Below are 24,421 nucleotides of genomic sequence, written 5' to 3' on the forward strand. Positions count from 1 at the left end.
ACTTACATCTCTCTACACGAAGGGGACCGTATGACCAGATCGGTCGACGATCCACTCGCGGCGCTGGCGAATCTCCCGACGATCGCGCATCCCACCGTCTCGCCGGACGGCGAGGAAGTCGCCTGCTACTACGACGTCAGCGGGCGCAACGAACTGCACGTGATCGACGTCGAGACCGGGGAGCGGACGCGGTGGTCGGACGGCGAGGTTCCGCGAAACGCCCGCTGGTTCGTCCAGTGGGGTGCCGACGGAGACCGCGTGTTCTTCCACCGCGACGAGGCCGGCGACGAACAGAACGATATCTACGCGCTCACCCGCGAGGGCGAGGTCGAACCGATCGTCGAGATGGACGGACAGACCGTCATCTACGACGTCGGCACCGACGGCGAGACGCTCCTGTTCGGATCGAATCGCGACGGCCAGATGAACGTGTATCGCCACGCGTTCGACGGCGACACGACGAAACTCACCGACTACGATCGCGCCGTCCACGGGGCGATCGCCGCGCCGACCGGCGATCGAATCGCGTACGCGACCAACGAGACCGACGACTTCGACAATCGGGACGTCTACGTCGCGAACGCCGACGGCTCCGAGCCACGGAACCTCGAGATCGGCGAAGTCGGCGCCGAGGCGATCCCCGTCGACTGGGGCCCCGACGGCTCGCGATTGCTGGTGGGCGACAACACCGACGACCTCGGACGTGTCGGCGTGTACGATACTGCGGCCGACGATTCCGAGCCGATCACCTGGTACGGCGACGGCGAGTACGAGGAGGTGCCGGTTTCGTTCCTCTCCGGCGGCGAGAGGATCTTCGCGGAACGCACCCGCGGTCCCCTCGCGGTGCCGGTCGTCTACGACGCCGCGACCGGCGAGGGACGCGAACTGGACCTCCCCGAGGGGGTGACGACGCTTCCCCCGATGGGACCGTCCGAGTACGCCGTCGGCGACGATCGACTGCTCCTGCAGCACACGACGCCGACCCGGCGACCGGAACTGCTCGTGTACGACCTCGAAACGGACGAGTACGAGACGCTGCTGGAGGCCGAGTACGGCCCGTTCGATCCCGAGGACTTCGCCGACGCGGAGTACGTGACGTTCCGCTCCGACGGCGTTCCGGAGACGCCGGCCAGGGCCGTCGAACACGCCCCCTCCGAGGAACTCGAAATCGGCGCGCTCCTGTACGATTCGGGCCAGCGACCGTCGCCGCTCGTCGTCAACCCGCACGGCGGTCCCCGAAGTCGGGACGACAAGTCGTTCGACCTCTACACGCAGGTACTCGTCTCGCAGGGATTCTCGGTCCTGCAGGTCAACTACCGCGGTTCGACCGGCCGCGGCCGCGAGTTCGTCGAGCGACTGATCGACGACTGGGGCGGTGCGGAACAGGGCGACGTCGCCACCGCCGTCGAACACGTCCTCGAGACGCGCGACTGGCTCGACGACGATCGCGTGGTCGTCTTCGGCGGCTCCTACGGCGGCTACTCGACCTACTGGCAACTCGTGCAGTACCCGGACCTCTACGACGCGGGGATCGCCTGGATCGGCCTCACCGACCTCGAGGACATGTACGAGAACACGATGCCGCACTTCCGCACCGAACTCATGGAGAAGTACCTCGGGGCGCCCGACGAGAATCCCACCCTCTACGAGGAGCGATCGCCGATCACGCACGTCGAGAACCTCTCGGCACCGCTGCTGATCGTCCACGGCGTCTCCGATCATCGCGTCCCCGTTTCGCAGGCCCGGCTCTTCCGCAACGCGCTCGAGGACGCGGGCTTCGAGGCGGGCGCGAACGGCGACTTCGAGTACCAGGAACTCGGCGAGGAAGGTCACGCCTCGACCGATCGAAACCAGAAGCTCCGCATGTTCCGCCAGGTCGGGGAGTTCCTCGATCGACGCGTGCCGGATCGGAGCGACGGCGAGTGAGCGCAGGCGCGTCCGGGATCCGATCGATCCCCGGACAACCGAACGGCGATCGGTTCGCGAGCCGAGTCGGGAACGGCCACGCCGCCGTCGCCAACGCACAGAGCTAAGAGATCGGAGGACGATCTGGGGGACGAAATGCGTCACGCGAAGGGACCACTGCTCACCGTCGACGTCGGTGAGCGGACCGCGACCGAGACGACGATCGACGAGTTACTCGAAACCTACGTCGGCGGGCGAGCGGCCGCGACGGCGCTCGCGCACGAACGGATCCCGTTCGACGCGGACCCGTTCGGCCCAGAAAACCGGGCGTACCTGTCGACGGGGCCGCTCCAGCAGTCGCAGATGTCCTTTACCGGTCGGATGAACATGACGGGACTGTCGCCGCTGACGGACGGCCTCGTCTCGACCAACGCCGGCGGCTACCTCTCGCGGAACTTCGTCGGCACCGGGATCAGCGTCCTCGAACTGGTCGGCGAGAGCGACGAGTTGCTCGCCGTCCACGTGCGGGAGGATGGGGTCACGTTCGAGGAAATGCCGGACCTCGAGGGGGCGACGGTGCCGGAGACGTCAGACTACGTGCAAGCCCAGCACGACCTCGGGCCCGAACACTGCATCGCGATCGGGCCTGCGGGGGAGAACCGCGTCCGCTTCGCCTCGGTGATGACGTTCGACTCGAGAGCATTCGGCCGCGGCGGCCTGGGGGCGGTGCTGGGGGCGAAGAACGTCAAGTGTGTCACGTTCGAGGGCGACGCGGCGCCGCCGATCGAGATCCCGGATCCGCCCGAGATGGACGTCCACCGCGAAGCGGCCCAGTCGGACGACCTGATGCGCCGGCAGGGGACGACGGGCGGCACGGAGTTCATCAACGACAACTTCTCGCTGCCCACCCGCTACTTCCGGGAGTACGAGTTCGAGCACGCCGCGGACATCGGCGGCGACGCCGTCGAGGAGAAGAAGTACAAGAAGGGCGCGTGTTCGGCCTGCGCGTACGCCTGCAAACTGCCGACGCGGGACGAAGAGGCGGGCGTCGAGACCGAGGGCCCGGAGTTCGAGACCGTCTACTCCTTCGGCTCGTGCCAGGGGGTCGGCGATATCGTCGAGGTCATGAAAGCGAACGAACTCTGCGATACCCTCGGGATGGACACGATCTCCGCCGGCGTCACCGTCGCCGCGTACCTCGACAGCGAGGACGAGTTCGGCAACGCGGCCCTCGCCCAGGAAGTGACCGAGAAGATCGCCTACCGTGAGGGGATCGGCGATCGGCTCGCGGAGGGGGTCGATCGGTGCCACGACGACCTCGGCGTCGACAACTACACCGTCAAGGGGATGGAGTTCGCGGCTCACGACGGACGCGTCCTCCACGGCCAGGGACTCTCCTACGCCGTCGCGAACCGCGGGGGCGATCACATGTACGCCGGACTACTGAGCCTCGAGTACAGCGGCGAACTCGACCCGGAGGGGACTCTCGGGAAGGCCGAAACCCTCGTCGAAGAGGAGAACGCGTCCGCGTTCCGGGACACCGGAATCGTCTGTGCGTTCGGGAGCGACTACGTCACCGACGAGCGCCTCGAGATGCTCTTCGACGCCGACTACGACGATCTGATGGCCGTCGGCGCGGCGACCGTCCGACTCGAACGCCACTTCAACAACCAGCGCGGGTTCGATCGGGGCGACGATCGACTCCCCTACGAGATCCCGGATCTCGCGGACGCGATCGAGGAGTACTACGCGGCCAGGGGCTGGGACGACGGGATCGTGCCCGAGGGGACGGTCGAGGCCTCCGTGCCGTCGGCCGACTAAACCGAGTGACGGCTCGACAGCGGCCCGCCATCACCGCGGCGGCGTTCGTTCCCGTCCTCGAGTGCGGCCGCGGCGCTCGCGTTCGCGGTCGACGAGCCGTCTGATCCGATCGTCCGTCGGTGGATGGGTCTCGAAGAGCCGGGTCCGGACCTCTTCGTCGTCAGTGTGGACGTACAACGGCGAGAGCAGTCCGTGGCGAGGCTCGGCGGCGCGCTGAACCGTCCGGAGCGCGCTGGCGAGCGCGAGGGGGTTCCCGGTGACGACTGCAGCCCGATCGTCCGCGGCGTACTCGCGACGTCGAGAGTGGGCCCGGACGACGGCGGTTACGAGGAGGAAACAGACGGCGACGGCCCGATCGATCCACCGGAGCGACCGCGCGACGCTCGTGTCGGCCCACGAACCCGGCTGGCCCCGCGCCCAGGAAACCGCTCGTGCGACGCCCGTAACCGAGAGGGTGATCGGCAGGAGCACCAGGAAGACGACGCCGGCGACCGTCCGGAACAGACTGTACGCGAACGTCTGGACGAACGCGTCGTGGCTCTCGAGGTGGGCGAGTTCGTGGGCGACCAGCGCCTCGAGTTCGTCGACGGAACACAGGTGACAGAGCGATCGATCGAGGACGACGACGCCGGTCCGTGCGGACCCGAGTGCGAACGCGTTCGGGGTCGGCAACGTCGCGACGAGGATCCGCGGGCGGTCGACGTTCAGCAGACCGTCGAGCCGATCGAGTCGTCGGTAGAACTCTGGGGCGCTGGATCGCGGGAGTTCGGCCGCATCGAGACGTGACAGTAGCTGACGGGTCCCGAACCGATAACCCAGATAACCGGCCAACAGGGCGGCGACGACCACGAGGACGAGCGTCGTCAGCGCGTCCGGTGTGGAACGCCAGAGGACGGCCAGACCGAGCGCAGTGAGCGCCGCGAGACCGAGATACGCGACCAGTACGGAACCCCCGACGAGTGCCAGCAGCACCCGACGTCCGGCTCCTCGAGACGACATACGCTCGCTACGAACGGCTGGCGGAAACGGGTTTCGACCCGCCGCACTGGGACTGGTGTCGCCGTTCGGGAACTAGTCGGCTGACAGCGCCTCCTCGAGCCGATCTTCGATCGCCGCCAGTTCCGCGTACAGTTCGTCACCGGCCTCGTCCTGGAGTTCGTCGATCCGCGTCGCGAGCCCCTCGAGTCGGGTCCCCTTCTCGGTCTCGTCGCTTTCGATCTTCTGGACGTAGACGTCCTCCTCGACGTCGTACACCGCCGACTTCGAGAGGTCGGTGACGGCCAGGACGACGTCGAGTTTGTCCCGATCGACGCCCGTGACCCACTCGCGGGGGATACCGTGCTCGTCGAGCGCGTCGAACACGGTCTCCTCGTCCTTCGGTCGGCGGCGTTCGCGAGTGGTCCGGCGAACTGCGCCGAACCGGCCGGACAGGCGCTGGTCGAGGCCGAGTCGTTCGAGCAGCGGGTCGCGTACCGTCGTTCGCAGACGATCCGCACCCCGCTGAACGTCCGACAGCAACACGTAGAGATCGGTCAGCGACCCGGTATCGAGCGTTTTCGGCTCCTCCACGTCGCCCTCGAGGCGTTCGACGAAGTCGGCCAGCAGCAGGGCATCGTCGTGGATCCGCTCGGGCGTAGTTCGCGCCTCGATCGCCGAGATCAGGTACGGGCTCTCGCCCCCGACGGCTCGCTCCGGGTCGTGGGTAATCGCGTCGTCTGTGACGGTGTACTCCCCCGAGAGTGTCAGGACGGCCGCGTACGGCTCGACCCGCGGCGGCAGATCGTCCACGGGAATCGCCTCGTCGGGGAGCCGATCGACGAAAACCTCGAACTGCTCCCGCCAGAGGGGCTGTTGCTCGCCGCTGTCGGTGAAGCGAACGGCGATCCGATCCGGGTCGATCGCGTCGATCTCGAACCGGCGCTCGGAGACCGGTGTGACCAGTTCCGTCCCGGGATCGAGGTCCGCGCAGGCCGCTCGCAGGTCGATCCAGAGATCCTCGTCCATACCGGTCCTACATCGAGCGCGGCCAAAAAGCGCCCCCACGAACCTGCCGCGCTGTCAGCGGCTACTCGGCCGACGCGACACTACTCTCCGGACGCGACGATCGGTGGCAACTCGGCGAGCGAGTCCAGCCGGTACGTGGCCTCCGTGTCGCGCTCGCCGCCTTCGTCCTCTCGCAGGAGCAGTGCCGAATCGATGCCGGCGTTGCGGGCCGCCCGCACGTCGACGGCCCGATCGCCGACGTAGAGTGCAGCGTCGGCGTCCAGCGAGTCCATCGCGGCGTGAACGTTCCGGGGGTCGGGTTTGCGCCGGGCGAGGCCGTCGGGCGTCAGGGGACACCCGTGGACGGTCTCGAACAGCGATCGCAGTCCGAACCGATCGAGGACTGTCGAGACGACGCCCGGGTGGTTGTCGCTGACGATCCCGAGCGGACGATCGAGCGATCGGACGGCGGTGACGTCGTCGTAGACCGAGCGCAGGCCGCGCTCGATCGCCTCCCGCTGCGTTCGGACGAGTTCCCGCGCCGCCTGCGCACAGAACGCATCGGCGTCGATCCCGAGGCTGCGACACCGCTCGGCGAGCGAGTCGAAGTCGCCGGCGACGAGCGCGAGCAGGGTCTCGTGGGACGGTCCCGACGCGCCGAGCGCGTCGTAGGTGCGTCCGACGGCGTCGGAGAGCCGATCCCGCGAGGGGGTCTCGACGACGACCCCATCGAAGTCGAACAGGACCGCGTCGTACTGCATACCGGACCGTGCTATTCACTGCGCCGACTTAAGAGTCGGCGGTCCGCATCGATCCCGTCACGACGTCGTCTAGCCGCCGTATACCGACGGAACCAGCCGGATTACGGAATCGGTCTCGACGATCGTCTCGAGCCCGTCCAGGTGCGTGACGTTCTTCCTGTCCCTGGTCACGACGGTCTCCCCGGCCAGCCCCCCGCCGTCGGCTGCCACGAGACGCCCGTCGAGCGCCGGATACGCCGTCTCGAGGTCGGACAACAGTTCCCCGACGGTCTCGGCGTCGGTCTCGAACTGGACCGTCTTCTCGCCGACGGCCTCGCGGAACGGGCCGAAGAAGACGCATTCGATTTGCACGTGCTGGAATAGTGCGTGCCACGTCTTGTAGCCGATGGTTCGCGCTCGATCGACCGGTCGATCCGGCTGGGAGGTTACGTCGATCGATACCTTCGCAACTGCGTCGACGTCGCCCGCGAGACAGCGGGAACGGACGCCGTCCACCTCCTCGGCTACTCGGTGAGTGCGCCGCTGGTGGCCGGCTACGCCGCGCTCGCTCCCGACACTGTTCGCACGCTGATCCTTCAGGGCCTTCAGGGGCCGCCGATCGCGTTCGACGCCGCTGCTCGAGGCCGGATGCTGCTCCGCAAACCCGTCGAATTTCCGGTCACGACCCCGCTCCGGCTCTGGGACTGGCTCGACGAACTCGTCGTCGAGCCGTCCGGTCGAAAACTCGCCTGGATGGTGGGCGGACCCGACATCCCCGGAGCGGTGTACCGCGAGTTCGTCGAGGAACTGCTCCTCGGGGATCGTCTGCTTGCCGGTGACTGCGAACTGAACGGCCAGACGATCGACCTCGGACGAATCGACGTTCCCGTGTTACTCGTGCTCGGCCGCAAGGAGGAGTTCGTCCCGTGCGAGGCGAGCGTACCGCTCTTCGACGCGATCGCCGGTGACGACACTACCACCATCGAGCTACCAGTCGGCCACTGGGACTCTCGACGGCGGTCGAGCCTCACGAGTCGGGGTGGCCTCGGGTCTGTGACCGGTTCGAACACCGGAGCGACGACTCGGTCGCGTGATCGAGCGATCCGGAACTCCCGTCGGCGATCGGAACTGTAGCGCATTCTGTCGGTTTCGTCCAGGAACGGGGACCATCAGTGTGATTCGGTTACTCGAGTCACCTGAGTTGAATTATAGAAATGATTATTAACCATACTTCCCTTGGCTTCTGTGTAATTCATGATGGACGACATGCTCGATCGACGGACGGTACTGAAGGGGATCGGTGCGGGCGGAATCACGCTCTCGTTTGCGGGACTGGCGTCCGCGGACGGCGAACAGCGGTATCTCGTCCGTGGAAGTACCGGCATCGAGCGACAGGTTCGTCGCCGGGGGTTTTCCGTCGAACACAGCCTCGCCGACGGGTCGGTGCTCGTCGTCACCGGTGACCAGGAAGCCAGTGACGACCTCGAAGGGATCGACGACGTTTCGATCGCAGTCCCGGACTTCGAGTTCGAGTTAGAGGGTCCGGAACTATCCGCGTCGGCCGACGTCGACGTGGGTGACGACGACAGCGGTTCGGGGAACGGCAAGGCGAAGGGTCAGGACGACGGCTCGGACGCCGAGACTGACGAGGACGGCTGGCCGGCGCTGTTCGATTACCAGTGGGACAAACGCGTCACGGCTGCCGACGAGGCCCATGGATGGGCGAGCGGAGACGGCCGTCGACTGGCGATCATCGACACCGGCATCGACCACACCCACCAGGATCTCGGGAACGTGAACACGGACGCGAGCGCCTCCATCATCGACGGCGAAATCGGTGCCCACACCGGGGACGCGAGCTACCATGGGACCCACGTCGCCGGAATCACGGCGGCGACCGGTGCGGTCGGCGTAATCGGCACGGCACCGGACGCCGAACTCGTCTCTGTGCGCGTGTTCGGAGAAGAGGGCGGCGCCACCTTTACCGATATCCTCCTCGCGATGGAGTACGCCGCCGACGTCGGTGCGGACGCGGCGAACATGAGTATCGGGACGCCACCGATCCCGCCGCAGGGCAACGCCGAGCAGTACCGGGGCGTGATGGAACCGATCGCACAATACGTCACCTCGCAGGGGACGCTCCTCGTCGGCAGCGCCGGGAACAGCGATGCGAACCTCCAGCAGGGCGGCTTCTTCACGCTCCCGAACAGCCTCTCCGGCGTGACGAGCATCAGCGCGACCGGCCCGAACGACGAGCGAACGTTCTACTCCAACTACGGGACCAACGAGATCGACGTCGGTGCGCCCGGCGGTGGCTACGAAACCCTCGAGAAGAGCCTCTCGGAGGACGAAAACGCGGTCGAGTGGCCCTACCCGACGAACCTCGTGCTCTCGACGATTCCCGGAGATAGCTATGACTGGCTCGCCGGGACGTCGATGGCGGCCCCACAGGTCACCGGGACTGCGGGCCTCGTCCGGGATCGGTACCCAGATACAACCGCGAAACAGGTGGAGAAGTACATCAAACAGGGTGCCGACCTCGTGAGCGGTGACAGCGATCCCGACCTGGGTGCCGGCCGTCTCAACGCGAAAGACGCCCTGGACGTCGAGTAGGGACTCACCGATCGAGAAACGATCGCACCGTCGCGTCGAACGTTCTTTTGCGCTCGTGGAACGCGCCGTGTTTCGCCCCGGGGACGAGTTCGAGGTCCCCGTTCGGCAATTCGGCGGCGGTTTCGCGCGCGAGTCTGGCCGTGAAGTAGGGGTCGCGTTCGCCGCCGAACACGAGCGCGGGCTGGTCGATGTCGTCGAGTCGATCGCAGCCGTCGTAGCCGAGAATCATCTCGAGCGATCGCCACACGTCGGCGGGTTCGGCGGGCCGGGGGAGCAGGGCCCGGCCGATCGTCCGGATCATCGGCGGGTACGTTATCGCGCGCCCGTCCGAGAACATGTCGACGGCGAGCTTTGACCGGATCGACGCCCAATCGTGCTCGCGGGCGTACCGCTCGAGTTCACGGGCGTCCGACCGCGCGTCTTCGTCGAGTCGGCACGCGCTGTTCGCGAGGACGAGCCGATCGACCAGGTCCGGACGGCGCCGGGCGAGCGACTGACCGATCAGTCCACCCATCGAGACGCCGATCACGTCTACCGCCTCGCTCGACTCGGCGACCGCCTCGATCGATCGCGCGTGATCGTCGGCTGCCCGGGTGGCATCGTATCCCGACGGAAGCCCGCGGGGACGACTACAAAGGTATACCCTGTACTCGTCGAGGTATCGGGCGAAGTACGGAGCGAGCGCCCAGCCGGCGAACGGTGGATAAACGCCGGTGAACATCGCGTCGCCCAGTCCGGGCAGGACGACGAGCGCTCGCGGGCCGTTCCCGACGGCCGCGTAGGGGTGCCCGCCGGTGAGGTCACCGGTCTCGCTTCGGACCGGGATCGATCGGTGCATCGGACCTCTCGGCCGCCTCAGGAGGGCGTCAGCCGATCCCACAGCGACTTCATCTCCGAGGCCGTCGACAGCGTGTCGAGTTCGCGGTACGCCGACTTCTCCTCGTCGTAGTTCGCCTCTAGCGGCGTCTGCACGTCGTTGCCGAGTTCGAGTTCGGTCGCAAGCATCGACAGTCCCTCGTAGGCCGTCATCTCGACCCGCTCGGTCATCATGCCGGCGTTCAGGTAGACCATATCGAGCAGGTCGTCGTCCGTGATCTGGTCCTCGAGGGTCCGCCGCTCCGTTTCGAGGGCGTCGAGTACCGGATCCTCTCGCGCCTCCGGACGTTCACCGAGCGCGTCGAAGGCGTCCTCGATGCGCTCGACCTGCGTGCGCGTCTCGTCGCGGTGGTCGGCGAATCCCCGGCTCATTCGATCGTTACTCGCGTTGAGCGCCATCTCGTCGAGCGTGTCGATCAGTTCCCGTTCGACGTAGTACTGCTGGCCGAGCTTGTGGACGAACAGCTGGTGGACGGTATCGATCGCCATGAGAATGGCGTGACCGACCGGTCGGTTAATCATCGGCCCCGAACTCGCAGGGTCCGACGGCCCGTCACTCGGACTCGAGTCGGGCGACGTCGTCGGGAACGTCGAAGTCGTGGTAGTGTTCGCCCTTCTCCGAACTGAGGATGTCGAGTGCCGCCGCCCCGCCGTCACCGGCGGCGATCACGGCCTGCCACTCCTCGGCCCGGACCATCGCGCCCGTCGCGTACAGGCCGTCGATGCTGGTTTCCATGCTGAGATTCACGTCGACGGTGTCCTCGTCGTCGAACTCGCAGCCGACGTCCTCGGCGATCGATCGGTCCGCGCCCGTGGCGAGTACGACGTAGTCGGCCTCGTACGCGTCGTCGTCGGTCGCGACCCGGAAGCCGCCGTCCGTCCGTTCGACGTCGGTCACGTGCTCGTCGGTGTGCAGGTCGGCACCGCGGTCCCGTACCTGTCCGCGGGTGAGTTTCAGAAACTCGTCGCCGCTGATGCTCCGGATTCCCGGATAGTTGAACAGATGCGCCTTGTGCACCCACGTCTCGTCGGTGTCGAACACGATCGTCTCGAGGCCGTTCTTCGCGGTAAACAGGGCTGCACTCAGTCCGGCGGGGCCGCCGCCGACGATGGCAACGTCTGGCATAGCCGGAGGAACGACGAACAGCGGAATAAACGATTTCATCAATCAAACTCAATTTCCGTCGCTCCGGACGGTCGACACCGCTCAGGAGAGTGCCACCGAGTCGGGATCGATCCGCCGTGGCTCCGGTACCGAATCGCTCGAGACGGCGTGGCTGCCTCGATCGGTCGTCACCTCCGCGGGTTCGTCCCCGGTCAGGACGACCACGCCCTCGGTAAGCAGCGGCGCGATCACGCCCGCGACCACCGTCCGCGGATCGGACAGCGACGCCCGGACGACCACGCGATCGCCGGTTTCGAGGCCGTACTCGTCGATCACGTCTCCCGCCGCGGCGAGGACGTCCTCGTGGGTGTAGGTCCGGTCCTCGTCGGTCAGGATGTCGGTGTCCGGGGCGACGGAAAGCGGCGGAAACGCCGGATTCTCGCTCCAGATGCCGGCGTCGAAGTGGTGGACGTCAGGCTGCCCGGGCTTGTCGCCGTAGCCGACCCGCTGGGCGCCCCGCGGTAACTCGTACCGATCGAGGGCGTCGACCGGGGCGACCAGCGCCCGGAGGTCGTCCGCGGCGGTCAGGTCCGTCGGCGGCTCGAACTGCGTCCGCCCCTCGAGCAGCGTCGTGCCGAAGAACGCTTCCAGCGCGAGCGGCCCCGCGCCGACGACGCCGACGGTGACTCCCTCGCGAACCCCCGCGTGGCGCAGGAAGTTGCCCGACTTCCAGGCGGTCGTACACAGCCAGTGGTAGTCGAACTCGCGTCCGGTCGCGTCGACGAGCGCCGGCCGATCGTCGCGCCGGTCACGCGTGAGCAGGGCGTCGACGGTTTCCATACACGACGTTTCGGGTACTGGATGAAAAGTCCGCCGTGTTCGGCGTCATCCGCCGGTCGCCCCCGCTCATCGGCTCGCTCCGCTCCTCAAATGACCCCGTGGTACCGGTAGAACCGCCGGGTCCGTTCCTCGGCGAGCAACGGTCGATGAACCTGCAGCGACGCCACGCCGGGGTAGCTGTTGGCTTCGATGATCGAGAACTCGCCCTCTCCGGTGACGACGAGGTCCCAGCCGACGTACGGCACGTGCGAGAGCGTCTCCGCGATCTCGAGCAGTCGATCGCGCACGGATGCCCAGCCGGGTACGTCGGTTCCCTCGATCCGTGTTCCGGTGTCGGGGTGCGTCTCGTGCCACTCGACGCTCCCCTCGGTCGGATACGCCGCGGCCGCACTGAGGCGGCCCCTTTCTCGATCGATCTCGGCGCTCAACCCGCCGTTCGAGAAGTTGTCCACGGGCACGGACGCCCGCGTTCCCAGCCGGTGGATCGCGATCGGAACGAACGCCTCCCGGTCGCGCTCGTCGAACATCGTGAGAACGCGGATCGTGTTCGTCGTGCCGGGAAACAGTTCGTTCGCGTAGTCGGCCTGTTCGACGAATTCGCAGACGAGGTAGTTCTCGAGGGAGGCGAGTGTCTCGTCGAGTTCGGCTTCGCTCGTCGGGCTGCCGTCGTAGTAGTACGTGTCGTCCCGTCGCTCGAGGAAGGAGACGTTGTTCCCGCCGCCCCCGCTGAACCACTTCAGGACGAGTCGGTCACCGTTGGAGAGGCGCTCGTCGACCCAGTCGATGGGGGCTGCAGTTGGCCTCGTCGACGGGGACGACTGCTCGGGTTCGACTCCGCCGTCGTTCAGCACCGTCCCGCGGCCGTCGGTTTCGTCTTCGAGCGCCTCGTCTGCAGCCCTCTCGTTGCGAAACGCCCCATCGGGATCGAACGCGTGAAATCGGCCGTCGGCGAGCAGCCCGTACACGATCGGCCTGTGCGTGGGGAACTCTCCGAGGACCCGGTGAAAGGCGAGTTTGTTGTCGATCAGGGCGTTCCAGTGGCCGTTGATCCGCTTCGTCCCGAGGAACCGCTGGTAGTCGGTGAGGTACGCCTCGTGATCGTGTGCCTCGAAGTCGTAGATAACCCTGGACTTGCTCAGAAAGCCGCGCCGGTAGCCCCGGAACCGCTGTCGGAGTGACAAGTCGAACGACGACCCGGAGCGACGCTCCGCCCTGGCGAGTTTCCGCGCTTGCGCGATCGTCCGATACGCTCGTTTGACGCCCATCGAGGGTCTCTGCCAGTCTCGTCCCCATACTTATTCCCGGTGTAACGATCGTGGCTACACGCACAATCGTCTACGTAACCCGTGTGCGGAATTATCGCAGCTATCGAAACTCGGTGCGCATCCGAACGGACGACGGCCGTACGATCGGTATGTACACGGGCACAGTTGCTAGTATAGAATCGTCCTCGCGGCGAGCGTGTCGGCTCACGATCGTCCCGATACCGATCGATGAAGCCGCTGAGGGAGAGTTGCGTCGCGAGGCGGGATTTCAACGACACAGGAACCGCGGTCAGAACGCGCGCTTGATCTTCTCGAAGAAGCCTTCGGTGACCTCGATCTCGTCGCCGCCGGCCTCGGCGAACGCTTCGAGGGCCTCTCGCTGGTCCTCGTTGAGGGACTCCGGCGTGACGACCTGTACCTTGACGTAGAGGTCGCCGTGGCCACGACCGCGCAGTCGGGGCATCCCTTTCCCCTCGAGGCGGAAGGTTTCCCCGCTCTGGGTTCCCTTCGGAATCTCGAACTCGGCGGCTCCGGACAGCGTCGGCACTTCGACGGTGTCGCCGAACGTGGCTTGCGGGAACGAGATCGGCAGGCGGTAGCGGAGGTCGTCGCCCTCGCGCTCGAACTCCTCGTGGTCGGCGATCGTCACGTCGATCAGGAGGTCACCGTGCGGCCCGCCTTCGGGACTCGGCGCCCCTTCCCGCTCCATCCGGAGGGTCTGTCCGTCCTGGATACCCGCGGGCACCTCGACGGTCAGCGTGGCCTCGTTGCGGACGTAGCCCTCGCCGCGACACTCGCTGCAGGTCTCGGAGTAGAGGGTCCCCTCGCCCTCACAGCGGGGACAGGTCGTCGTCTGCTGGACGCGCCCGAGCGGCGTCTGCTGGACCTGGGTCACCTGCCCGCGACCCTGACACTCGGGACAGGTCCGGGCGTCCGCGTCCGGCGGGTGCCCCTCGCCGCCGCAGACGTCGCAGGCTTCCGGCCGCTCGACGGTGAACTGCTTCTCGACGCCCTCGTAGGCCTCCTCGAGGTCGATCTCGAGTTCCGTGCGGAGGTCGCGCCCCTTCCGCGGGCGGCTGCGACCGCGGCCGCGGCCGCCGCCGAAGACCTGCTCGAAGATGTCGCCGAGACCGCCGCCCATGCCGCCACCGCCCATGCCGCCACCCATCCCGCCGAACGGGCCGCCGCCCATACCGCCGGGGCCGTCCTCGCTGGCGTCGAATCCGTGCTTCTCGGCCTGTTCGTACCGATCGTGCCCCATTCGGTCGTAGGCCTGGCGTTTCTCCTCGTCGGTCAGGACCTGCTTCGCCTTCTGTATCTTCTTGAACTTCTTCTCGGCGTCCGGATCGTCGCTGACGTCCGGATGGTACTCGGTGGCCTTCTTTCGATAGGCCTGTTTGATTTCCTCGGTCGAGGCGTCGGGACTCACGCCGAGAACGTCGTAGAAATCCTCGCTCATTCGTTGCGCCATGGTACTCGGTTGAGCCACTTGAAACGAACGTTCCCCTGCGAGCACCAGTTCCACGGCTCAGACCGGCTCCGATCGGTGACACGAAGCGACGAATCACGATTGACCGCCTCGTGGTGACGAAGACTCCCGAGTCGGCGACTCACCGAAGTGCGTCGAGCAATCCCGGGACAACCAGCACCGGGTAGAGGACCACCGCGGAGTGAAAGCCAGTGTCGCGGACGAACGGTGCGCCGAAATAGAATCCACCCGCCAGTGCTGCCGCGTACAGGCCGAATCGAATCGCGCGATCGCCGATCGTTCCCTCGCTCCCGCCGGTGGTGCGACGAAGCCGACGATGTTCGCTGCCGTGAGAGTCGGGAGGCGACGTCATCGAAAACGAGTACGCGGATCGGCCACTAAAGTGTTCGGAGAACTACCATTCTGGTCCGGAACCAGCAGACGTCGCGTCGCCCGTCACCGGCGCAAATCGGAGATTCGCCGGTAGGCGAGGGCTCGTCCGTTCAGTCTTCGTCCTCGTCGTCGACGTCTTCGAAGTCCGCGTCGACGAACTCCTCGTCCTCGTCGCCGGTCGCGCCGGCAGCACCAGCGCCGGGGCCGGGGTTCGGACCGCCGCCCATGCCACCGGGGCCCGCGCCTGCAGCGCCGCCCGCGGCACCGCCTGCTGCGCCACCTGCGCCACCGCCGGCAGCACCGCCAGCACCGGCGCCGGCCTGCTGGTAGACCTGCTTGCCGATTTCCTGGAGTTCCTTGCTCAGGTCCTCGGTCGCGGATTCGATGTCGTCGGCCTCCGCCTCGTCGTCGTCGATCGTCTCCTCGACGTCCTCGATGGCCGCCTCGATGTCGGCACGCAGGTCGTCGTCGACCTGCTCGTTCTCCTCGAGGAGCGTCTCGGCCCGCTGGATCGTCGCCTCGGCGGTGTTGCGGGCCTCGATCCGCTTGCGCTTTTGCTCGTCTTCCTCTGCGTGTTTCTCGGCCTCGCGCTGCATGCGCTCGATCTCGGAGTCGGAGAGACCGGCACCGCCCTCGATGGTGATTTCTTCGCTGGTGCCGGTACCCTTGTCCTCCGCCGAGACGTTGACGATGCCGTTCTCGTCGATCGAGAACGTGACCTCGATCTGCGGCGTTCCGGCGGGTGCCGGCGGGATGCCGGTCAGGTGGAACTCGCCGAGCAGTTCGTTCTTCTCGGCGAGTTCGCGCTCGCCCTGGAAGACTCGCACCTGCACGGAGGTCTGGTTGTCCGCCGCGGTGGTGAAGATCTTCGACTCCTCGGTCGGGATCGTGGTGTTCTTCTCGATGAGTCGCTCGAAGAGGCCGCCCTTGACCTCGATACCGAGCGAGAGCGGGGTGACGTCCAGCAGGACGATGTCGTCCACCTCGCCGCCGAGGACGCCGCCCTGGATCGCCGCGCCGAGCGCGACGGCCTCGTCGGGGTTGACGTTCTTCTGGGGCTCCTTGCCGGTGAGTTCCTCGACCTTCTCGGCGACCTGCGGCATCCGGGTCGAACCACCGACGAGCAGCACCTCGTCGATGTCGTCCTTCTCGTAGCCGGCGTCCGCGAGCGCCTGCTCGGTCGGTTCGACGGTGCGCTCGATGAGGTCCGTTGTGAGCGACTCGAACTTCGCACGGGTCAGCGACTCCTCCAGGTGGATCGGGCCGTCGTCCGTGGCGGTGATGAAGGGCAGGTTGATCTCGGTCTCCTTGCGCGAGGAGAGTTCGATCTTGGCTTCCTCCGCGGCGTCTTTGAGCCGCTGGAGCGCCTGCCGGTCCTCGCGGAGGTCGATGCCGTGGTCCTCCTCGAAGTTGTCCGCGAGCCAGTCGATGATCGCCTGGTCCCAGTCGTCGCCACCGAGGTCGTTGTCACCGTTGGTCGCGACGACCTCGTAGACGCCGCCGCCGAGGTCGAGGATCGAGACGTCGAACGTCCCGCCACCGAGGTCGTAGACGAGCACGGTCTGGTCCTCGTCGTCGTCGAGGCCGTAGGCCATCGACGCGGCCGTCGGTTCGTTGATGATGCGCTCGACCTCGAAGCCTGCGATCTCGCCGGCGTCCTTGGTCGCCTGACGCTGTCGGTCCGAGAAGTACGCCGGGACCGTAATGACGGCCTTCTCGACCTCGTCGCCGAGGTAGTCCTCGGCGTCGCGCTTGATCTTCTGGAGGATCATCGCCGAGATCTGTTCGGGCGTATACTCCTCGTTCTCGATCTCGACGGTGTAGTCCTCCTCGCCGATGTGACGCTTGATCGACTGGATCGTCTTTTCGGGGTTCTGAACAGCCTGGTTCTTCGCCGGTTTCCCGACGAGTCGTTCCTCCTCGTCGGTAAAGGCGACGACGGACGGTGTCGTCCGCTCACCTTCCGCGTTGACGATGATCTCCGGATCTCCGCCTTCCATCACCGCGAACGCGCTGTTCGTCGTCCCGAGGTCGATTCCGAGAATCTTGTTGCTCGCCATCATGAAATTCCTTGCGGTCACTTTGGTTTAAAGCTTACCACCGATGACCGATCGCACTTGGTATTATAGTATGGGCCGGGGTATCGCGGGCCGTACCACCACGCGCCGCTGACCGCGTTCGTTCCACAGCCCGCCCAGACACCCGTAACTCTCCGATCGGGTCGACCGACAGCTGCCCTCGCTGGCCGACCGGTGTTCGCGGGAACACCGCAGACGGCCCTGACGACGTCTGGCGGCGTGTGACGATGCCGTGGCGGAAAATGGACTCGCAGACGGAGACTGAGAAACGACCCGCGTCACCCGTTCGGGCGAGATGGCGATCGCCCGACAGAGCCAGTGATCGAACGCGGTTACTGCTCCCGATCGGCCGATTCGTCGTTTTCGTCACCGGCGTCGGCCGCGATCCCGCCGCCGAGCTCGATCGTCTCGTCGGTCTCGTCTCCTTCGGTCGCCGCGTCGTCGGCAGCCGAATCCCCGTCGTCGGAGTCGTCCGTCCGGTCCGCCCCTTCGGTCGGCTCGTCGAGGTTGCCGTTCGAGACCGTCACCTGCGCGTTCTGGATGACCTTCTCGCCCATCTCGTAGCCGGGCGTGTACACGTCGGCGATCGTACCTTCCGGCTCGGCGCTGTCGACGCGCATCATGACCTCGTGGCGCTGCGGATCCGTCTCGCTGCCGGGTTCGGGATCGATCTCGGAGACGTTCTCGTCTTCGAGGATCCGATCGAACTCCCGGAGGGTCATCTCGATGCCGTCCCGGAGGCCGTCGACGTCACCGCTCTCTTCTTCCAGAGCGCGTTTCAGGTTGTCGCGCACGCCGATGAGCCGCTCGACGAGGTCCTCGGTAGCACGATCCTTGATCTGCTGTTGGCGCTTTTTCGCGCGCTTCTTGTAGTTCTGGAAGTCGGCCTGCTTGCGTTTGAGCCGGCTCTTCAGGTCCTCCAGTTCTTCCTCGTACTCCTCGATCTGTTCGTCGCGCTCGGCGAGGGCTTCCCGGTGTGCCTCGAGTTCGTCCTGTAACTCGCCGATCGTCTCGGCCTGTGCCTCGACGCGTTCGGTGAGGTCCTCGAGTTCCTCGCGCTGGTGTTTGACGGTCCCGTTGAGGTCCCGCGCTTCCTCGACGATGGAGTTGACCCGGTGGGCGAGCTGGTCGTCGTACTCGGTCACGCGGTTCAGGATCTGCTGGACGTCCTCGCTCGTCTCGGGTGCGGCGGAACTCTCCGCGGACGATTCGGATCCCGAATCCGGTTCCGGTTTCGGTTTCGCGTTCGAGCCGTTCGACGCGCTCCCGTCGGCGTTCACCTCCGCGTCCGATTCACTCGCCGCCCCCTCCGTCTCGGCGACGTGCGTCTCGCCGTCGTCGGATTGCTCCTCGGACGGGACACCCTGGGCGGAAGCGTTCGTGCCCTCGTCTTCGCTCATGTGCCAGTCAAGGAACAGCGGTAATAAAAGGATTGAGGTACGCCCGTTCGTGGCCGGCCACCGATCGAGCGTGCGACCGACTCCGGGCGCCGATCGCCGACCGAGTCGGGCGAGAGAACAGCCGCTCTCGGCGGCACCGCCCGCGCTCTCCGGCACCCGACCGACACTATTTGGGCGTCCGGTCCCCAAGTCCCGGCCGTGACGACGGGACGAGACGACGAACCGGCGATCGTGCTCCGGTACGAGGACGGAACGGTCCGGATCGACGGGTTCGACCCGGCGCTCGAGTCGGCGATTCGCGAGCGCGTTCCTGACCTCGAGACGGATCCGCGAACGGACGGGTGGCGAGTGCCCGCCTTCCGGTACGCCGCCCTTCGATCGGCACTGGACGAGGTCGACGCCGCGGTCGCGGATCGCGTGCTCGACCTCGCATCCCTTCCGGACCTCCAGTCGGCGTACGAACTCCGGACGTACCAGGAGACGGCACTGTCCGCGTGGTTCGAGACCGATCGGTGGGCTGACGACGCGCTCACGGCCGGTAGCGGTGACACCGCAGCGAAGGCCGGTAGCGAACCGACCCGTGCCCCCGCGGGCGTGCTCGAGTTACCGACGGGCAGCGGCAAAACCGTGATCGCGATCGGGGCCATCGAACGGCTCTCCGTCCCGACGCTCGTCGTCGTGCCGACGATCGACCTCCTCGAGCAGTGGGCGCGCGAACTCGACCGGGAGTTCGGCGTTCCCGAATCGAACGCCGATTCGGGAGTTCGTCGGACGGCTCCGTCGCCCGACGGTGTCGAGGTCGGTCGCTTCGGCGGCGGCGAACAGCGACTCGGCCCCATCACCGTCTCGACGTACGATTCGGCCTACCTGAAAGCCGATTCGGTCGGCGATCGGTTCGGCCTCGTCGTCTTCGACGAGGTCCACCACCTCGGCGGCGAAGGCTACCGCGAGATCGCCCGCCTGCTCGCGGCCCCCGCCCGACTCGGTCTCACCGCCACGTTCGAGCGGCCCGACGGTGCTCACGACGTTATCGAGGATATCGTCGGCCCTCTCATCCACCGGGTCGATCCCGACGAACTGGCCGGCACGCACCTGGCACCGTACGACATCAAGCGACTCGAGGTGTCGCTCACACCCTCGGAGCGCGACGAATACGAGCGAAAGCAGGAGGTCTTTACGGACTATCTCGCCCGCTCGAACATCGACATGCGAAGCGGCTCGGACTACCGGGAACTCGTGAAGCGATCGGGTTCGGACCCGGCCGCGCGCGAGGCCTTGCTCGCCCGCCAGCGCGCCCGCGAGATCGTGTACGGCAGCGAAGCCAAGATCGACGCCCTCGAGGAGATCCTCGCGGACCATCGCGACGATCGCACGATCGTCTTCACTGCGCACAACGACCTCGCGTACGACGTCAGCGAGCGGTTCCTGATCCCGACGATCACCCATCAGACCGGGGCCGCGGAACGGCGGGAGGTCCTCGAGCGCTTCCGCGAGGGGACCTACACCCGAATCGCGACCTCGAACGTGCTCGACGAGGGGGTCGACGTGCCCGACGCGTCCGTTGCAGTCGTCCTCTCCGGCAGCGGGAGCGAGCGGGAGTTCACCCAGCGACTCGGCCGGATTCTGCGGCCCACGGACGACGGTCGCCGGGCGCTGCTGTACGAGGTCGTCACCGCCGACACGTCCGAGGAACGCGTCGCAAAGCGGCGTCGCTGAGCGACCATCGGGACCGATCGGCGGCGGTTCCCCCCGGTGCGAATTTATCCGGCCCGATCGCGCGCCCGGGTTCCGCGCCCGTCGGCGACGGTGCCACGCGAGACACCGTTGTGGCGGGGCACTTTTGCCCTCGCGGCCGGAAGCCGACGTAGATGCTGACGAAGGACCTGCTCCGCGTCTCGCGGGCCGGTGGCGGCTACCGTCCCCAGTTCGCGTCGCGCGAGCACCGCCCGCTCGCCGCCCGCGTCATCGGTACCTACCAGGGTCACGTCGGCGAGGCGCGAGGGGACCTCGAAACGGCTCTGACCGATCTCGAGCGGGAAGCCGACGACTTCAAACTCGTCCGCGGGTTCGCTGCCCTCGTCGATCGGGACGCGACGTTCGAGACTGAGTCCCCGATCGACCCCGAGCGCGCTCGGCGGGCCGCCTTCGAAGCCGGCGAGGCCGTGGGCGTCGTCACCGAGGACGAGCGATCGGCGGCGCTCGCCCGGGCGGGCGCCGCCCTCGATTCCAGCGCAGACGCCGTCGAGCGATCGCTGTACGCCGACCTCGAGGAGCGACAGGTGCTCGCCGCCGTTGCGCCACGCTGGGATCCCGACGGGCTGCTCGCCCAGTACAACCTCTCGCTCGCGCAGACGGCCCTGTTCGACGCGACCGAACTGCGGGTCCGATCGAGCGATCCGAAGGCGCTCGTCTCGGCGATCAAGCGGCTGCGACTGATGTACGAGATCCACAGGCCGGCCGCCGAGGGGACGGAACCGATCGAACGCGAGGTCGTCGTCACGGGGCCGACCCACCTCTTCCGGGCCACGCGGCGGTACGGCACCCGGTTCGCGCGACTCCTGCGAACGATCGCGAAGAGCGAGACGTGGCGACTCACGGCGACGATCGACGATCGGGGTACCGAGCGGAGGCTCGAACTGTCCGACGAGGACCCGGTCCGGGTCCCCGACGCCGAGCCGGTCGCCGACGTCTCGTTCGATAGCAGCGTCGAAGCCGACTTCGCCGCCCGTGTCTCGAACCTGGATCTCGACTGGGAACTGGTCCGGGAACCCGAACCGCTCGCGACGGGCACGCGCGTGATGATCCCCGACTTCGCGTTCGACTACCGTCCTGCGGGCAGCGCTCGCACGGAGTCGTCGGTCTCCTCCGAGGGCGGGGACGGGGCCGGGGCCAGCGACTTCCGGGTGTACCTCGAGATCATGGGCTTCTGGACCCCAGAGTACGTCGACAAGAAGCTCTCTCAGCTCGACGACCTCGAGGACGTCGAACTGCTCGTCGCCGTCGACGAGTCGCTCGGCGTCGGCGAGGAAATCGCCGCCCGCGACTTCCGGGCAATTCCGTACTCCGGTACCGTCCGGGTGAAAGACGTCGTCGACGTGCTCCAGGAGTACGAGCGCCAGCTGGTCGCCGAGAGTGCCGCCGACCTGCCGGCCGAACTCCGCCCGGACGCCGACGTCGTCGCGATCGAGTCGCTGGCCGCGAGCCACGGCGTGAGCGAGGACGCGCTCGCGGACGTCGCGTTTCCCGACCACGAGCGGGTGGGCCGGACGCTCGTTCGTCCCGCAGTACTCGAGGCGCTCGCCGACGAGATCGAAACTGGCCTGTCCCTCGACGAGGCAGAAGAAATCCTCGATCGCTACGGTCTCGAGGACGCGAGCGCGGTGCTCTCGCGACTCGGCTACCGCGTCGAGTGGGAGGGCCTCGCCGGCGGAACGATCGTCGAGCGGTGATCGAGGCGTAGACGGGCGTCCGCCGGTTCGGTGCGGTACAGCCCCGCCGTTCGACGGGCGCGGTCAGTGGGAGGGCCTGGAACGATGGTTGATTCGGAGTCTTTCGGCCGTTATAACTCCCGCTGGCGCCCTTTCGGCACCATCGATCGGAGTTCGCCGTGAACGTAGAGGCCGACCCCGAGCGGTTCGCGTTCGCCCGCGACCTCGTGGGCGGCGATCAGGTAACCCCAGTCGCCGTCCCAGTCGCGTTCCTGGTCCTCGCCGGCCGCGAAGCGCCGTGCCGCGTCCCGATCGAGGTCGATCACGCAGTCGGTCGCGTGCCGACCGAACCGCTGGGCGAAGTCCGTCGTCGGCTTCCAGTGTTCCTGTCTCGTGCGGAGACAGGTCATCCCGATCGCCTCGATCTCGATCGGCGTCGGGGCCGCGCCGCCGTAGATCCAGATCTTGCCCGCACCCTTCTCCCAGAAGGAGTGGTCGTCGAAGGTCTCGGGCGGGATCCCGAACCGATCGGCGAAGTAGTCGAGGACGGCCTCGCGGCTGACCCGCCCCTCGACGGTTCGGTCCGCGTCCGTGGCGGGGAGGCGATCGAACCGCTGGCCGTCGTTCTGTGCGAGTTCACGGTCCTCGCCCGGCGTGGCGTCGTCCGTCATGGAGCGGTCACCTCCAGTTTCGCGACGAAGAATCCGCCGGTGTCGTTCTGGTGCGGGTAGATCCGGGCGGCCCGTTCGAGGCTCTCGTCGTACGTGTCTTCGTCCCACTCTGTGAGCCCCGGCGAGTACTCTAGTCCGAGGTCGAAGTCGACGACCCGACAGGACTCCTCGTCGAGCGCGTGCTGGACGACGGCCTCGTTCTCCTCGGGGGCGAAAGTACAGGTCGAGTAGACGACCGTGCCGCCCTCGCGCGTGGCCTGAATCGCCCGGCGGATGATGCCCTTTTGAATACCCGCGACGGAAGAGACGTGACCCTCGGACCAGTTGTCGAGCGCGTCCGGGTTCTTCCGGATCGTCCCCTCGCAGGAACAGGGCGCGTCGACGAGCGTCCGATCGAACGCGTCGAATCCGAACCGATCGAGCGAGTAGTTCCGGGCGTCCGCGTTCGTCACGGCGAGGCTCGTCGCGCCGAGCCGTTCGGCGTTGAACCGGAGCGCCGAGATGCGCCCGAGATTGTTGTCGTTCGCGACGACCGTCCCGCGGTCGTCCATCAGCGCCGCCATCTGGGTCGCCTTCCCGCCGGGGGCCGCACAGCAGTCCCAGACTCGTTCGCCGGGCTGGGGGTCGAGGACGACTGGCGGCACGGCCGACACCTCCTCCTGCCCGTGGGTAAAGCCGTGGAACGAACTCCACGTCGATCCCGGCGAATCGGTCTCGAGTCGCAACACGCGCGGGTTCCAGTCGGCCTGCTCGTAGGCGACGCCGTCCTCCGCGAGCGCGTCGAGCGTGCGATCGACCGGGGCCTTGATCGTGTTCGCGCGAACGGCGTTGCCGAGCGGCCGCCGACAGGCCGCGAGAAACGCCTCGAAGTCGTCGACGATCGGTCGATACCGCTCGAGTGGCTCCATTACAGTCGGGTTCGAACGGCCGGCGTTTGTGGGTTTCGAAGCACGGCCGGCTGGCGAATACCCTCGGCTGTCACGAATGCGCCGCCTCAGCATTTATTGCACTGTCCACCGATCGTGTCGATATGACGGGCATCCAGCTACAGGGACCCGAGGTGGGCCTCGACGACCCGATCCTGGTCGAGGGCTTTCCGGGCCTCGGACTCGTCGGCAAGATCGCGACCGATCACCTCGTCAGCGAACTCGACATGCGCCACTACGCGAACGTCGACTGCGAGGGACTGCCACAGGTCGGCGTCTACCGCGGCGGCGATCGAACGGTCCGTCCGCCGGTCCGGATCTACGTCAGCGAGGAGCACGACCTGCTCGCACTCCAGAGCGACACGCCGATCAGGGCCCAGGCCATCGAGACGGTCGCGGACTGTGTGACGGGGTGGATCGGCTCCCTGGATGCGACGCCGGTCTACCTCAGCGGCCTGCCCGCGGAGCGAGACGATCGACCCGACGTGTACGGCATCGCGACCGGCGACGCCGGCGACAGGCTCGATCGTCTGGACATCGACGCCCCGCCGGAAGACGGCGTCGTCACCGGCCCGACGGGAGCACTCATCAATCGTACTGCACAGCGAGGCCACGACAGCGTCGGCCTCGTCGTCCAGTCGAACCCGCAGTTCCCCGATCCGGAAGCCGCGAGCGTCCTGCTCGAGGACGGCGTCGCCCCGATCGCCGACCTCTCGATCGACGTGGACGCGCTGATCGATCGGGCCGAGGAAATTAGACAGAAACGGGAGCAACTCGCCCGGCAGATGCAACAGATCGGCCAGGACGAGAGTTCACAGGCCCAGCCGTTGCGAATGTACCAGTAAGCGCGACCGTCTTCTGTCGTCGACTGCGTCGACTCGACGAACGGGCGGCGGGTTCACCGTGTCC

General features: G+C 67.0%; 22 protein-coding genes. 7 read left to right on the forward strand and 15 right to left on the reverse strand.

The genetic code is table 11. The features are described 5' to 3' along the window. The first annotated feature begins 30 nt into the window (after positions 1–30). Both MUG98_RS08880 and MUG98_RS08885 read left to right on the forward strand, forming a co-directional pair. Positions 31–1,926 (forward strand): S9 family peptidase, encoded by a 1,896-nt coding sequence (locus MUG98_RS08880; protein WP_265111775.1) that lies wholly within the window; start codon positions 31–33, stop codon positions 1,924–1,926. Positions 1,927–2,061: 135 nt separating this feature from the next. Next, the gene (locus MUG98_RS08885; RefSeq protein WP_265111776.1) at positions 2,062–3,726 is read left to right on the forward strand and encodes an aldehyde ferredoxin oxidoreductase C-terminal domain-containing protein; all 1,665 of its coding nucleotides are present in this window, start codon (positions 2,062–2,064) and stop codon (positions 3,724–3,726) included. A gap of 30 nt (positions 3,727–3,756) precedes the next feature. Here the strand turns inward: MUG98_RS08885 and MUG98_RS08890 are convergent, their stop codons facing one another. From MUG98_RS08890 to MUG98_RS08905, 4 genes are all read right to left on the reverse strand, one after another. After that, on the reverse strand, positions 3,757–4,725 hold the full coding sequence (locus MUG98_RS08890; RefSeq protein WP_265111777.1) for a M48 family metallopeptidase: 969 nt from the start codon (positions 4,723–4,725) through the stop codon (positions 3,757–3,759). A gap of 72 nt (positions 4,726–4,797) precedes the next feature. Next, positions 4,798–5,730, reverse strand: a complete 933-nt coding sequence (locus tag MUG98_RS08895) for a DUF7983 family protein (RefSeq protein WP_265111778.1) — start codon at positions 5,728–5,730, stop codon at positions 4,798–4,800. An 80-nt stretch (positions 5,731–5,810) separates the two neighbouring features. After that, complete coding sequence (locus tag MUG98_RS08900; protein ID WP_265111779.1) at positions 5,811–6,470, reverse strand: HAD family hydrolase; 660 nt, start codon at positions 6,468–6,470, stop codon at positions 5,811–5,813. A gap of 69 nt (positions 6,471–6,539) precedes the next feature. Further along, positions 6,540–6,821, reverse strand: coding sequence for a ubiquitin-like small modifier protein 1 (locus tag MUG98_RS08905; RefSeq protein WP_265111780.1), 282 nt, complete (start codon positions 6,819–6,821; stop codon positions 6,540–6,542). A 15-nt stretch (positions 6,822–6,836) separates the two neighbouring features. On the opposite strand from MUG98_RS08905, the gene MUG98_RS08910 reads away from it, so the two are divergent. Further along, entirely contained in the window at positions 6,837–7,583 is a 747-nt protein-coding gene (locus tag MUG98_RS08910) for a hypothetical protein (protein WP_265111781.1), read from the forward strand. A 120-nt stretch (positions 7,584–7,703) separates the two neighbouring features. Next, the gene (locus MUG98_RS08915; RefSeq protein ID WP_265111782.1) at positions 7,704–9,062 is read left to right on the forward strand and encodes a S8 family peptidase; all 1,359 of its coding nucleotides are present in this window, start codon (positions 7,704–7,706) and stop codon (positions 9,060–9,062) included. Positions 9,063–9,066: 4 nt separating this feature from the next. Here MUG98_RS08915 and MUG98_RS08920 read toward each other — a convergent pair whose 3' ends face one another. From MUG98_RS08920 to MUG98_RS08960, 9 genes are all read right to left on the reverse strand, one after another. Next, positions 9,067–9,900 (reverse strand): alpha/beta fold hydrolase, encoded by an 834-nt coding sequence (locus MUG98_RS08920; RefSeq protein ID WP_265111783.1) that lies wholly within the window; start codon positions 9,898–9,900, stop codon positions 9,067–9,069. Between the two features lie 17 nt (positions 9,901–9,917). Next, positions 9,918–10,427, reverse strand: a complete 510-nt coding sequence (locus tag MUG98_RS08925) for a YciE/YciF ferroxidase family protein (protein ID WP_265111784.1) — start codon at positions 10,425–10,427, stop codon at positions 9,918–9,920. A 64-nt stretch (positions 10,428–10,491) separates the two neighbouring features. Next, entirely contained in the window at positions 10,492–11,064 is a 573-nt protein-coding gene (locus MUG98_RS08930) for an NAD(P)/FAD-dependent oxidoreductase (RefSeq protein WP_265111785.1), read from the reverse strand. 81 nt (positions 11,065–11,145) lie between these two features. Then, positions 11,146–11,883: a hypothetical protein gene (locus MUG98_RS08935; RefSeq protein ID WP_265111786.1), complete on the reverse strand. Its 738-nt coding sequence runs from the start codon at positions 11,881–11,883 to the stop codon at positions 11,146–11,148. An 86-nt stretch (positions 11,884–11,969) separates the two neighbouring features. After that, positions 11,970–13,148, reverse strand: coding sequence for a sugar-transfer associated ATP-grasp domain-containing protein (locus MUG98_RS08940; protein WP_265111787.1), 1,179 nt, complete (start codon positions 13,146–13,148; stop codon positions 11,970–11,972). Between the two features lie 289 nt (positions 13,149–13,437). Then, the gene (gene dnaJ, locus MUG98_RS08945) at positions 13,438–14,607 is read right to left on the reverse strand and encodes a molecular chaperone DnaJ (RefSeq protein ID WP_265112435.1); all 1,170 of its coding nucleotides are present in this window, start codon (positions 14,605–14,607) and stop codon (positions 13,438–13,440) included. 151 nt (positions 14,608–14,758) lie between these two features. Continuing rightward, positions 14,759–14,989, reverse strand: a complete 231-nt coding sequence (locus tag MUG98_RS08950; protein ID WP_265111788.1) for a hypothetical protein — start codon at positions 14,987–14,989, stop codon at positions 14,759–14,761. Positions 14,990–15,119: 130 nt separating this feature from the next. Further along, positions 15,120–17,069 carry a molecular chaperone DnaK gene (gene dnaK / locus MUG98_RS08955; RefSeq protein WP_265112436.1) on the reverse strand — a complete coding sequence of 650 codons (1,950 nt, stop codon included), beginning with the start codon at positions 17,067–17,069 and terminating at the stop codon, positions 15,120–15,122. 350 nt (positions 17,070–17,419) lie between these two features. After that, entirely contained in the window at positions 17,420–18,487 is a 1,068-nt protein-coding gene (locus tag MUG98_RS08960; RefSeq protein WP_265111789.1) for a nucleotide exchange factor GrpE, read from the reverse strand. Between the two features lie 198 nt (positions 18,488–18,685). On the opposite strand from MUG98_RS08960, the gene MUG98_RS08965 reads away from it, so the two are divergent. Both MUG98_RS08965 and MUG98_RS08970 read left to right on the forward strand, forming a co-directional pair. Continuing rightward, positions 18,686–20,203: a DEAD/DEAH box helicase gene (locus MUG98_RS08965; RefSeq protein WP_265111790.1), complete on the forward strand. Its 1,518-nt coding sequence runs from the start codon at positions 18,686–18,688 to the stop codon at positions 20,201–20,203. Between the two features lie 152 nt (positions 20,204–20,355). Continuing rightward, complete coding sequence (locus MUG98_RS08970; protein WP_265111791.1) at positions 20,356–21,936, forward strand: DUF790 family protein; 1,581 nt, start codon at positions 20,356–20,358, stop codon at positions 21,934–21,936. 110 nt (positions 21,937–22,046) lie between these two features. Here the strand turns inward: MUG98_RS08970 and MUG98_RS08975 are convergent, their stop codons facing one another. Both MUG98_RS08975 and MUG98_RS08980 read right to left on the reverse strand, forming a co-directional pair. Further along, on the reverse strand, positions 22,047–22,586 hold the full coding sequence (locus tag MUG98_RS08975; protein WP_265111792.1) for a DUF7122 family protein: 540 nt from the start codon (positions 22,584–22,586) through the stop codon (positions 22,047–22,049). After that, the gene (locus MUG98_RS08980; protein WP_265111793.1) at positions 22,583–23,494 is read right to left on the reverse strand and encodes an RsmB/NOP family class I SAM-dependent RNA methyltransferase; all 912 of its coding nucleotides are present in this window, start codon (positions 23,492–23,494) and stop codon (positions 22,583–22,585) included. The genes MUG98_RS08975 and MUG98_RS08980 overlap by 4 nt, the downstream gene beginning before the upstream one ends. 122 nt (positions 23,495–23,616) lie before the next feature. On the opposite strand from MUG98_RS08980, the gene MUG98_RS08985 reads away from it, so the two are divergent. After that, complete coding sequence (locus tag MUG98_RS08985) at positions 23,617–24,357, forward strand: proteasome assembly chaperone family protein (protein ID WP_265111794.1); 741 nt, start codon at positions 23,617–23,619, stop codon at positions 24,355–24,357. The last annotated feature ends 64 nt before the right edge of the window (positions 24,358–24,421 follow it).

This window comes from Halosolutus halophilus, assembly GCF_022869805.1.
In the GTDB taxonomy this organism is placed as follows: Archaea; Halobacteriota; Halobacteria; order Halobacteriales; family Natrialbaceae; genus Halosolutus; species Halosolutus halophilus.

Coding starts and splice junctions, on each gene's coding strand:
- MUG98_RS08925 (WP_265111784.1), bottom strand. CDS start 10,427: ATGGCGATCGATACCGTCCACCAGCTGTTCGTCCACAAGCTCGGCCAG.
- MUG98_RS08930 (WP_265111785.1), bottom strand. CDS start 11,064: ATGCCAGACGTTGCCATCGTCGGCGGCGGCCCCGCCGGACTGAGTGCA.
- MUG98_RS08980 (WP_265111793.1), bottom strand. CDS start 23,494: ATGGAGCCACTCGAGCGGTATCGACCGATCGTCGACGACTTCGAGGCG.
- MUG98_RS08940 (WP_265111787.1), bottom strand. CDS start 13,148: ATGGGCGTCAAACGAGCGTATCGGACGATCGCGCAAGCGCGGAAACTC.
- MUG98_RS08920 (WP_265111783.1), bottom strand. CDS start 9,900: ATGCACCGATCGATCCCGGTCCGAAGCGAGACCGGTGACCTCACCGGC.
- dnaJ (WP_265112435.1), bottom strand. CDS start 14,607: ATGAGCGAGGATTTCTACGACGTTCTCGGCGTGAGTCCCGACGCCTCG.
- MUG98_RS08960 (WP_265111789.1), bottom strand. CDS start 18,487: ATGAGCGAAGACGAGGGCACGAACGCTTCCGCCCAGGGTGTCCCGTCC.
- dnaK (WP_265112436.1), bottom strand. CDS start 17,069: ATGGCGAGCAACAAGATTCTCGGAATCGACCTCGGGACGACGAACAGC.
- MUG98_RS08890 (WP_265111777.1), bottom strand. CDS start 4,725: ATGTCGTCTCGAGGAGCCGGACGTCGGGTGCTGCTGGCACTCGTCGGG.
- MUG98_RS08985 (WP_265111794.1), top strand. CDS start 23,617: ATGACGGGCATCCAGCTACAGGGACCCGAGGTGGGCCTCGACGACCCG.
- MUG98_RS08885 (WP_265111776.1), top strand. CDS start 2,062: ATGCGTCACGCGAAGGGACCACTGCTCACCGTCGACGTCGGTGAGCGG.
- MUG98_RS08880 (WP_265111775.1), top strand. CDS start 31: ATGACCAGATCGGTCGACGATCCACTCGCGGCGCTGGCGAATCTCCCG.
- MUG98_RS08895 (WP_265111778.1), bottom strand. CDS start 5,730: ATGGACGAGGATCTCTGGATCGACCTGCGAGCGGCCTGCGCGGACCTC.
- MUG98_RS08935 (WP_265111786.1), bottom strand. CDS start 11,883: ATGGAAACCGTCGACGCCCTGCTCACGCGTGACCGGCGCGACGATCGG.
- MUG98_RS08950 (WP_265111788.1), bottom strand. CDS start 14,989: ATGACGTCGCCTCCCGACTCTCACGGCAGCGAACATCGTCGGCTTCGT.
- MUG98_RS08975 (WP_265111792.1), bottom strand. CDS start 22,586: ATGACGGACGACGCCACGCCGGGCGAGGACCGTGAACTCGCACAGAAC.
- MUG98_RS08970 (WP_265111791.1), top strand. CDS start 20,356: ATGCTGACGAAGGACCTGCTCCGCGTCTCGCGGGCCGGTGGCGGCTAC.
- MUG98_RS08900 (WP_265111779.1), bottom strand. CDS start 6,470: ATGCAGTACGACGCGGTCCTGTTCGACTTCGATGGGGTCGTCGTCGAG.
- MUG98_RS08915 (WP_265111782.1), top strand. CDS start 7,704: ATGATGGACGACATGCTCGATCGACGGACGGTACTGAAGGGGATCGGT.